Below are 7,810 nucleotides of genomic sequence, written 5' to 3'. Positions count from 1 at the left end.
CAATAGATACCCGACCCCGCATGCCATACCCCCCAAAGTTCGCCTCACATCAATGATGGCAAATTTGGTTCCGGGTGACTAGGACATAACTGCGTTATCTCCTATCCGGCGAAGAGGGATGCTGCGCCCCTCTTTCGAAACTCCCAAAGGGATATGCCGCCATGCTTTGAACCAGCCCAAGCACAGGGTCCTGTGCTATCCGGAATCAGGCTCCAAGAAGTGTCACGAGGGCGCGTAGGAAGCGAGAAACTCACGGGTATGATAGTTTGTTTTCCCCTCAGGCCCTTTGTCAGCAGAGGCAAAGGTGATGGTCGGCGCAACGTAAGCGCGTCGCGCTGTGCTCGGCTTTTCCGCATCATCGGTCTGGGCTGGAGGGGTAAAATCGGTCATGGGATTCACTGGTTTGGTTGGCTGTGATCGGCTTGCTTTAACGGCATAATTGCCCCCCACCCGTTGGGCAAGAACTTTGCCCCCCGATCTGCACTTGAAATCGACCCAGTTGCTGGAACCGGGCAAACCTGCGGCGCCTGTGCCCGGCGGCAGTACTGCTCATCGCAGCGGAGAGGCCTGCTGAGCCGATTTCGTTCGGACTGGGAGGGTGGACGCAAAACCACTCAATAGCCACTCAGCGGCCCGGAAAATGGCCTCTCCGTCGATTCTGGAGACTGAACACACTGAGGGCTTCGGCTGCCAGGCACCAAAAAGCATCACGAGGGCCCGAAGATGTCTTCCTGCTCGTATGAATGGTAGGCCTTTCCCTCAGGCCCTTTGTCAGCAGAGGCAAAGGTGATGGTCGGCGCGATGTAAGCGCGACGCGCTGTGCTCGGCTTTTCCGTATCATCGATCTGGGCTGGAGGGGTAAAATCGGTCATTGAGCTCACTGGTTTGTATGGCTGTAGTCTGGCGCACCCAGTTATACACTGAATGTAAACACCACGTGAATAAGTGACTGACACGGTGACAAAAAAATAGCGAAGCAGCGATCATAGAACAACTGTTTACGACGTCGGCCCACCTTGCCGGGCGATCGTGATCCCGCCCTGAAGCAGGTCTTTTGGTGCAATCCTGCTGCAGGCACCGTCCGGCCAGTCGACCTGCATCGACGACAGGTGCCAAGCAAGCGGCAAGGGGACCCCGTGGGTTAACGGCCAGCGGGTGTGGGATAGGCTGTTTTGCTTTGCTCTGACGCCGAGGTTACATGTCTACAACTAGTTCTACGCCTATGCCTTCAGCTGGTAGATTGCAGTTGGTCAAGGCTGTAACCGAGATGGATTTCGATGGTGCTGCGGTCGGTGGTCGGATGAGTCCAAGGCGCAAGCGGTCGCGGTCGTGCTGGGGCCTGGCGTGACCGTTTCAGCGTTGGCCCGGCGCCTGGGTATTTCGCCGCCGCAACTATTCGGCTGGCGCAAGGCCTTCCTCAAGAAGCAGGCGCGGACATCCCGGCGGGCACGCCAACCCCTCCATGGTGGAGATCGTGGTCGGTGAGGTGACGATCCGCGTCGGCCATCCACTGCCCGGCAGGACATTTCCCAAGGAAATGTCCCGAGAGGGGGTGGTATTTCACGTCGATATGCAGGTATCCAAACTTGTAGGCCTTGAAGGTCCTGTGCGCTGGCCTGTGCTGTTTCGGCTTCAGTGCCCGCAGATTGCCTACACCATGCCGCTTGCAGGCAGCGGTCGAGCCCAGACCGCGAGACATGCGGGTTGAGGAACTCGCGCACCACGGTGAGCAGATCGTCGAGCGGCAGGCGCAATGTCTTGCGCAGCGTGACCAACCGTCGCGACCGCCTGAAGGCTGTCCGGGAATTACCGAAATGCCCGTCCGGGAATTTGCGCAACCCGCATGCGGTAACCGAACAGGTAGGGGGCTTTCGGGTCCCTCGTCTCCGAGACTCACCACATGCCCCCCGTTTCACGGTGCGAATGTCTGTTTCTACCACGATCATAATGCCCATCGGGCGCAAACATAGTCCGTTTCGCAGATCATAACAGATCAACGAAAACCTTTCCCGAAGCAAAGAAAACACGCGCCGGCCGACCTGCAGTGCCCCCCTGCCGCGCGCGAGGATGGGCTGAGCCGAGCCTCTCGATGCCCGCATGTGTTTTGGTGATGACGGACGTTCAATAAGGGAGGTAAGCCTGAACACTTTCGATGAACGACCGCCGGAAGCTTGGCGCCCGGGCTTTCGGCACGTCATGCGGGACCCGTCGACGCCCCCCTGGATCACGGCGCGGGGCAGCCCCAGTCCGACCCGTTTCGATCCCCCCGATTTGACCGTTCCGGTCCCCTCTGCCTCGGTCCCCACGCAGGGTCTGGGCCAAGGGGTGTGTGCCCCGACGGACGCCTTGGTGCCCCTCGCGGACCGTCCCTGTTTGGGACCTGTAGCGCGACCCTCCCGGACCCCCTCGTGTCGGACCCTCACGAAGACCCCTGATCGCCCAAACGTCCGATAACGCAACCTATCCCGGACGGCGACACAAAAACGAGCCACACGGCAACGGGTCAACCTGTCGTGCTGCGCGGCATCGCACCCTGAACGCCGGTCTTCGCGAAGTCTTCGCCAACGTAGAGAAGCGGCGCACGCCTCGACATGGCCGTGACATACGCAAAAAAATCCCCGAGGTTCAGCGCAGCCGGGTGGGTCCACTTTCCCCACACGGCATAGGCCTCTGCCACCCGCTTCGCCGTGTCGGCCGTCGCGGCCTCCACATCGAACCCGAGCCCCTCGGTCAGATCGGCCATCTCCGCGGCCAGTCCTCGTCGCGCAGCCACGATCCTGGCCTCGGCAAGGGTGACGGCCGAGATCGACACATCGGCATCGTTTGCGAGGATGTCGGCAATCGTCTCGGCGCCCGGTTCGTCCAGCAACAGGGCCGACGTATCGACCACGATCACAACGGCAGGCCCACTTCATCGTAAAGGAAGTCCTGGCTGCGCGCCGCAGTCGCGCCGGCGCGGTCCTTCCGTGCTGCAGATGCCCGGACATGAGCAATGATGGACCGCCGATCCTGAACGCCGGCTGCGCGTTTCACAGCGACAAGGCGCACGATCCCATGTCCATGCCGCGTCAAGACAATCTCTACTCGTTCCTCTGCCCTCTTCACGAGCTCGGTAAGTTTTGCCTTGGCGTCTGTCACGGTGACCTGCACGTGATCCCCTCCTGTCCTCGAAATGGACCACTGAACGGACCATTTCAAACCCCACCCCTGTAGAAGGCCCGATCACGCAAGTTCCGGACCTCATGGGCGACGCTATGGATCCACGACAGAAAAGCGCGCTCAAGACGCGTCTCAAACGCAACCTGGGGCGCTCTTCTGTCAAAGACCCGGGCGTGCTCACTCTCACGACCACTCCGATGCACACGGCTCTCGTGAAGAGGGCGTGACCCCCGCCACCGTCGCGATGTCCGTCAGCAACCAGGACGTGCCCAAGTCCATGCACCGTTCCCGATCTGCGATCAGGTGCCGGATCGGCAGAACCAGGGCGGTCCAACCCGCCCCGGCCTGTTTTTATCAAAGCCCGTATTGTTCCCGCGCGTAGTCACCCAGACCCACCGCGTCCAGCCTGGCAAGCGGCGCGAGGAAGGTGACCTGGATCACGCCGGGCGCGCGGCCGATCTCGATCGCGCCGTTCACCGTGGCTCGGTTGCGCACCTCGGCCACGGTCATGTCGAGCAGAGCCGCTGCGCGGGACAGGCCGTTCTCGATCGCCGCGTTCAGGTTTGCCGCCGTGCCGATGACCGAGACCGGGGCCAGCGGGCCGATCTCCGTCATGCCCCATTTTTCCGCGCGCCTGTGGCCCTTGGCCTTCTCCGCCTCGGAGAAGGGCTTGGCGAGCGGCGGCAGGTCTTCCTCCAGTGGGAACAGGACCGGCCCGTCGATGGGATAGTTTTTCACAACCTCGACCTGGAGCGTCACGCTGCCCGAGACGTCCATCGTGTGCCCGGCGATCTCGCTGTCGCCCTGACCGGCGTGCATGTCGCCCATGTAGACGCCCGCACCAGGCACCTTGACCGGGCACACCAGGATCGCACCGGCCCGAACCGCACCGATATCCATGTGACCATCGGTCTTATGCGGGACAAGCTGCTCTTCAGTGATCGCGTAGTCATGCGGCGCGCCGACAAGGAAGGCCCCGAAATCGCCGGCGTTGTGGCTGTCGGGCATCGCCATCGACGGACAAGTCCCGAGCTGGCCCATGAAGAGCCGCATCCGCACCAGCGTGCAGGGCATGTCCGAGGGCGCGTAGGTCAGGATCGAATGCTGGCGGCTTCCATCGGGCAGCCCCGCGTAATGGTTCGCGTNCGCCTGCGCGAACGAGGAATGCTTACAAGGCAGGAAGCGGCCGCGCGTCTCGATATCCACGAGCAGACCGTGACCAGTTGGGCCAGGCACGGCTTGATCACCAGCCATGCCTACAACGGCCACTATTGCCTGTACGAACTTCCAGAGTCCAAACTACCTGAGAAGAAATGCAGCCGATGGAACCGCCTCGTCGATCGCGCTGCCGCAAGACGCCAGACCCCCAGTCTGGAAAAAGTATCAACTGAGGCCGAAAGGGACGTAGTATCAATGCAGATGGTTGTAAATTAGCACCATCCCGGTGCCGTCCCAGACCAGGATCTTCAACCTGTCCCCGCGCTTCGAGCGGAACACCACCGTCACCCCGGAATGCGGATCGAGCTTCAGCTCGGTCTGTACGACCAGCGCGAGAGCGTTGTGCCCGCACCTGAAGTCGACTGGCTTCGTCGCGATCAGGATCGGCAGCCGTTGGCCAGCGACAATCACGTCGCGCCACGCAATGCACGCACCTGTCCGGGCGCGGGGCAAAGCTACACGGTGGACTATGCCACCGCCGTGGCGGAGTTTCTGGTGGCCCACAAGCCGGGCGCCAAGCGTGAGGCTTTCCGCTTCGCTGATCGTTCATCCATCTTGCCCTAATTTTACGACTAATATATTATCCCCATAGCGCAAAATTCTTTCTTAGGGATAATATAATGCCCCTAGTACTCGATCTGGACACCCCCTCCGAGATGCAGGATCGGGTTCGTGCGGCTGCGAGCAGCCGCCGGATCGCCCTCGGCTTGACCCAGGCTGACCTGGCCGCGCGATCCGGCGTTCCGCTGGCAACCCTGAAGCGCTTCGAGCAAAAGGGGCAGATCAGTCTCGCGGGCCTGCTCGCTCTCGCCGATGCGCTCGATGCGCTTGCGGGCTTCGGCGCCCTCTTCCCGACCATCGAAGCGGCCCGTCTCGAGGATCTCGACAAGCCTGCGGCGCGACAGCGTGTCCGCAAGCGCAAGGGATCGTGAGCATGGCCCGCCGCCTCCGCATCGAGATCGCCTTCGGTCCGGACAACGTCCACCCTGTTGGACAGATTGCCTGGGATGCAGCCCGCCGGTCCGCCGCCGTCGAATGGGATCCTGCGTTCCTGGCCGACCCCCTGCCGATCTCACCCTACCACATCAAGACCCTGGCCGGACTTTACCGGACTGGCAATCCGGCAGCCTTCGAAGGCCTGCCCGGAGTCTTCGGCGACTCTTTGCCTGATGGCTGGGGGCGACTTCTGGTCGACCGCGAGTTGGAGCGCCGCGGCGCCGGTCGCGACGCCATTACTCCGGTCGACCGTCTGGCGATCGTTGGCAAGCATGGCATGGGTGCCCTTGTCTATCTTCCCGAGGACCGATCGGTCGACCCTAACAGGGTGGATCTCGAATGGTTCGCCGATCTCGCTACCAGTATGGATGAGGACGCCTCGGTGGAGGACTTGTCCAGGGCTCGCGCGGCGGCTGGGGGCTCTGCCGGCGCACGGCCGAAAATCGTGGCGCTTCTCGATGTCGAGACCGGCCGCCTGCGCGACCATCAACTTGCGCCGAAGCAAGGCGAACGGCAGGTCCTCATCAAGTATCCGGCGTCGACCGACAGCCCGAGCGCGGTCGAGGAAGAAGAGGCTTATGCGCGGATGGCGCGGGCGGCTGGTATTGCCATGCCCTGGACCATGGTGCTGCGCACCGCGCGTGGCGATACCTTCCTCGCCGTGGAGCGCTTCGACCGCAGCGGCGCTGGACGGGTGCATATGCACACTGCCGCGGGCCTGCTCGATGTCGACTTCCGGCAGCCGTCCATCGATTACGAGAACCTCCTGAAGTTGGTGCGCTGGACCACCCGGCACGCCGGAGACCAGTACGAGATGTTCCGCAGGATGGCCTTCAACGTCCTCGCCCACAACCGGGATGATCATCTGAAGAACCACGCTTTTCTGATGGGTTCCGATGGCAGTTGGCGCTTGTCGCCGGCCTACGATATCAGCTTTTCCGGTGGTCCCGGCGGAGAGCACCATCTTGCGATTGCCGGAGAGGGGCGCCGGCCTGGCCGCGAACATCTCGAGGCGGTTGGGCGCTCCCTCGGAATGAAGCCTGCGGCGATAGCTGCGCTCATTGATCCGATTCGCTCGGCAATCGCCGATTGGCCGAAACACGCAAATGCTGCCGGCGTTCCGTCGCGGCGCGCCCTGCAGATTGCTGAGTATTTTTCCGCCGGAACATCATGCTGACCGAAAGCCCGGTCAGATCGGCGAGACGTGCGGCTTCTGGCGGGTTCAGAAGGCGCGCGGTGATAGCGAGTGCACGGTCCATAGACAGGTGGCGGGCCAACGCGCGGGTTTCCGACGAGTCTGGAGGATCGTTCCGCAGCAGGTAGACAATGTCACTGATCTGCCGCCTTCAAGAACGCGTGCCAATCCTGCCCTGCTCCCAGCACCCGCAAGATCACCAGATGATCTCGTTCAATACGATAGATGATCAGATGTCCCCCACTCGGATGGATACGAACAGGCGGATCGACCTCAGTGCGTTCCCGCGCCATTTCCGGCATGAACAGCAACCTGTCAAAGGTATCTTCCAGAATGTCCGCGTAACGATCAGCTTGCTTGATCGACCACTGCTGCAAAGTGTACAGCCAGATATCTTCCAGGTCGTCTTGGGCCGCAGGCGTCAGCCGATACGCCGTCAGATCACTTGCGGGCATGTTGCTCCCGCATGCGCGCCTTGAAAGCCTTGAAGTCGAACGCCTCTGGCTCACCGCTCTGCATGCCCTTGTCGATGGCTTTCTGCAAAGCCTCGATCGCCTGCGCGCGTTCCTGGTCCCGGCGAATGAGGTGGCGCACATAGTCGCTCGTGTTACTGAAACTCCCGTCTTTCAGGCGTGTTTCGACCCAGCTCTTCATTGGATCAGGAAGGGAAACATTCATTGTCGCCATGGGTCATCCTCCTTCATCTGATCCATGTATCACAGTATGGCATATTCTGTCAAAATATATGGCAAAAATTGCTATTAAACTGAGTGTATTTTGCGCGTAGTATGCAATCCAAAATAGATTTTTTCATTGAGCAACTCGCTATCGACAGGCCTATGATTGCTCCACATGCGCAGCTTCCGACCTTTTGGTTGCGCATCGTAGACTGTAAATCTTCTAGGCTATTCAATGCGGCTTGCACCTGGGCTTGATCTGACTTTGCCGGACTATCTAAAGGCAGCGGCCCTTCAAAATCCATCTCCATCTCCATCTGCCGCTGCTCCTCCGCGACAACCGCCTGCACTGCGGCTGCGGACTTTTTCGGCGAGCCGTCAGCTCGCGTCGGCGGCTCTTTTGACTCACTCCGCACATGCTCCGCGTTTTCAGAAACGGTTTCATTTTCATCTCCTCTACTTGCAGGCGGCACCATCGACATGGTGCGCATTTCGCGGAAGTTGGGCAGTGATTTCGCGTGATCTCGGGCACGCGTTTCACGGCATCGCGGGCAGCCATTTCACG

12 protein-coding genes and 1 pseudogene are annotated in these 7,810 nt (G+C 61.1%); 4 read left to right on the top strand and 9 right to left on the bottom strand.

Translation table 11 applies throughout. The annotated features are described in order from the left end of the window. Positions 1-707: 707 nt before the first annotated feature. On the bottom strand, positions 708-872 hold the full coding sequence (locus ACFTOW_RS00820) for a hypothetical protein (RefSeq protein ID WP_379912095.1): 165 nt from the start codon (positions 870-872) through the stop codon (positions 708-710). A 367-nt stretch (positions 873-1,239) separates the two neighbouring features. Here ACFTOW_RS00820 and ACFTOW_RS00815 point away from each other — a divergent pair, with 367 nt between their 5' ends. Further along, positions 1,240-1,485 (top strand): transposase, encoded by a 246-nt coding sequence (locus ACFTOW_RS00815; RefSeq protein WP_379912099.1) that lies wholly within the window; start codon positions 1,240-1,242, stop codon positions 1,483-1,485. Between the two features lie 64 nt (positions 1,486-1,549). Here the strand turns inward: ACFTOW_RS00815 and ACFTOW_RS00810 are convergent. The 5 genes and pseudogenes from ACFTOW_RS00810 to tnpB all read right to left on the bottom strand — a co-directional run. Continuing rightward, positions 1,550-1,775: pseudogene (locus tag ACFTOW_RS00810) on the bottom strand (IS481 family transposase); the annotation flags it as partial. A gap of 728 nt (positions 1,776-2,503) precedes the next feature. Continuing rightward, positions 2,504-2,896 (bottom strand): type II toxin-antitoxin system VapC family toxin, encoded by a 393-nt coding sequence (locus tag ACFTOW_RS00805; protein WP_379912093.1) that lies wholly within the window; start codon positions 2,894-2,896, stop codon positions 2,504-2,506. Next, complete coding sequence (locus ACFTOW_RS00800; RefSeq protein WP_379912091.1) at positions 2,893-3,150, bottom strand: type II toxin-antitoxin system Phd/YefM family antitoxin; 258 nt, start codon at positions 3,148-3,150, stop codon at positions 2,893-2,895. Before ACFTOW_RS00800 ends, ACFTOW_RS00805 begins: the two co-directional genes overlap by 4 nt. A 363-nt stretch (positions 3,151-3,513) precedes the next feature. Further along, on the bottom strand, positions 3,514-4,413 hold the full coding sequence (locus ACFTOW_RS00795) for an acetamidase/formamidase family protein (RefSeq protein ID WP_379912088.1): 900 nt from the start codon (positions 4,411-4,413) through the stop codon (positions 3,514-3,516). Positions 4,414-4,569: 156 nt separating this feature from the next. Further along, positions 4,570-4,707 carry an IS66 family insertion sequence element accessory protein TnpB gene (gene tnpB / locus ACFTOW_RS00790; RefSeq protein ID WP_379912097.1) on the bottom strand — a complete coding sequence of 46 codons (138 nt, stop codon included), beginning with the start codon at positions 4,705-4,707 and terminating at the stop codon, positions 4,570-4,572. On the opposite strand from tnpB, the gene ACFTOW_RS00785 reads away from it, so the two are divergent. From ACFTOW_RS00785 to ACFTOW_RS00775, 3 genes are read left to right on the top strand one after another with little or no spacing between them, the layout of a single operon-like run. Beyond that, entirely contained in the window at positions 4,672-4,941 is a 270-nt protein-coding gene (locus ACFTOW_RS00785) for a hypothetical protein (RefSeq protein ID WP_379912101.1), read from the top strand. The two genes, tnpB and ACFTOW_RS00785, sit on opposite strands and share 36 nt — an antisense overlap. Positions 4,942-4,997: 56 nt before the next feature. Beyond that, positions 4,998-5,309: a helix-turn-helix domain-containing protein gene (locus tag ACFTOW_RS00780; protein ID WP_379912086.1), complete on the top strand. Its 312-nt coding sequence runs from the start codon at positions 4,998-5,000 to the stop codon at positions 5,307-5,309. A 2-nt stretch (positions 5,310-5,311) separates the two neighbouring features. Continuing rightward, entirely contained in the window at positions 5,312-6,550 is a 1,239-nt protein-coding gene (locus tag ACFTOW_RS00775; RefSeq protein ID WP_379912084.1) for a type II toxin-antitoxin system HipA family toxin, read from the top strand. 152 nt (positions 6,551-6,702) lie between these two features. On the opposite strand, the gene ACFTOW_RS00770 is transcribed toward ACFTOW_RS00775, so the two are convergent. From ACFTOW_RS00770 to ACFTOW_RS00760, 3 genes are read right to left on the bottom strand one after another with little or no spacing between them, the layout of a single operon-like run. Beyond that, positions 6,703-7,023: a type II toxin-antitoxin system RelE/ParE family toxin gene (locus ACFTOW_RS00770; RefSeq protein WP_379912082.1), complete on the bottom strand. Its 321-nt coding sequence runs from the start codon at positions 7,021-7,023 to the stop codon at positions 6,703-6,705. Continuing rightward, positions 7,010-7,255, bottom strand: a complete 246-nt coding sequence (locus ACFTOW_RS00765) for a type II toxin-antitoxin system ParD family antitoxin (RefSeq protein WP_379912080.1) — start codon at positions 7,253-7,255, stop codon at positions 7,010-7,012. Before ACFTOW_RS00765 ends, ACFTOW_RS00770 begins: the two co-directional genes overlap by 14 nt. Before the next feature lie 49 nt (positions 7,256-7,304). Beyond that, on the bottom strand, positions 7,305-7,736 hold the full coding sequence (locus ACFTOW_RS00760) for a hypothetical protein (RefSeq protein WP_379912078.1): 432 nt from the start codon (positions 7,734-7,736) through the stop codon (positions 7,305-7,307). Between the last annotated feature and the right edge of the window lie 74 nt (positions 7,737-7,810).

The organism is Lacimonas salitolerans (genome assembly GCF_042677865.1).
Classification (GTDB): domain Bacteria; phylum Pseudomonadota; class Alphaproteobacteria; order Rhodobacterales; family Rhodobacteraceae; genus Lutimaribacter; species Lutimaribacter salitolerans.
This window is presented reverse-complemented; position numbering and strand designations above follow the sequence as displayed.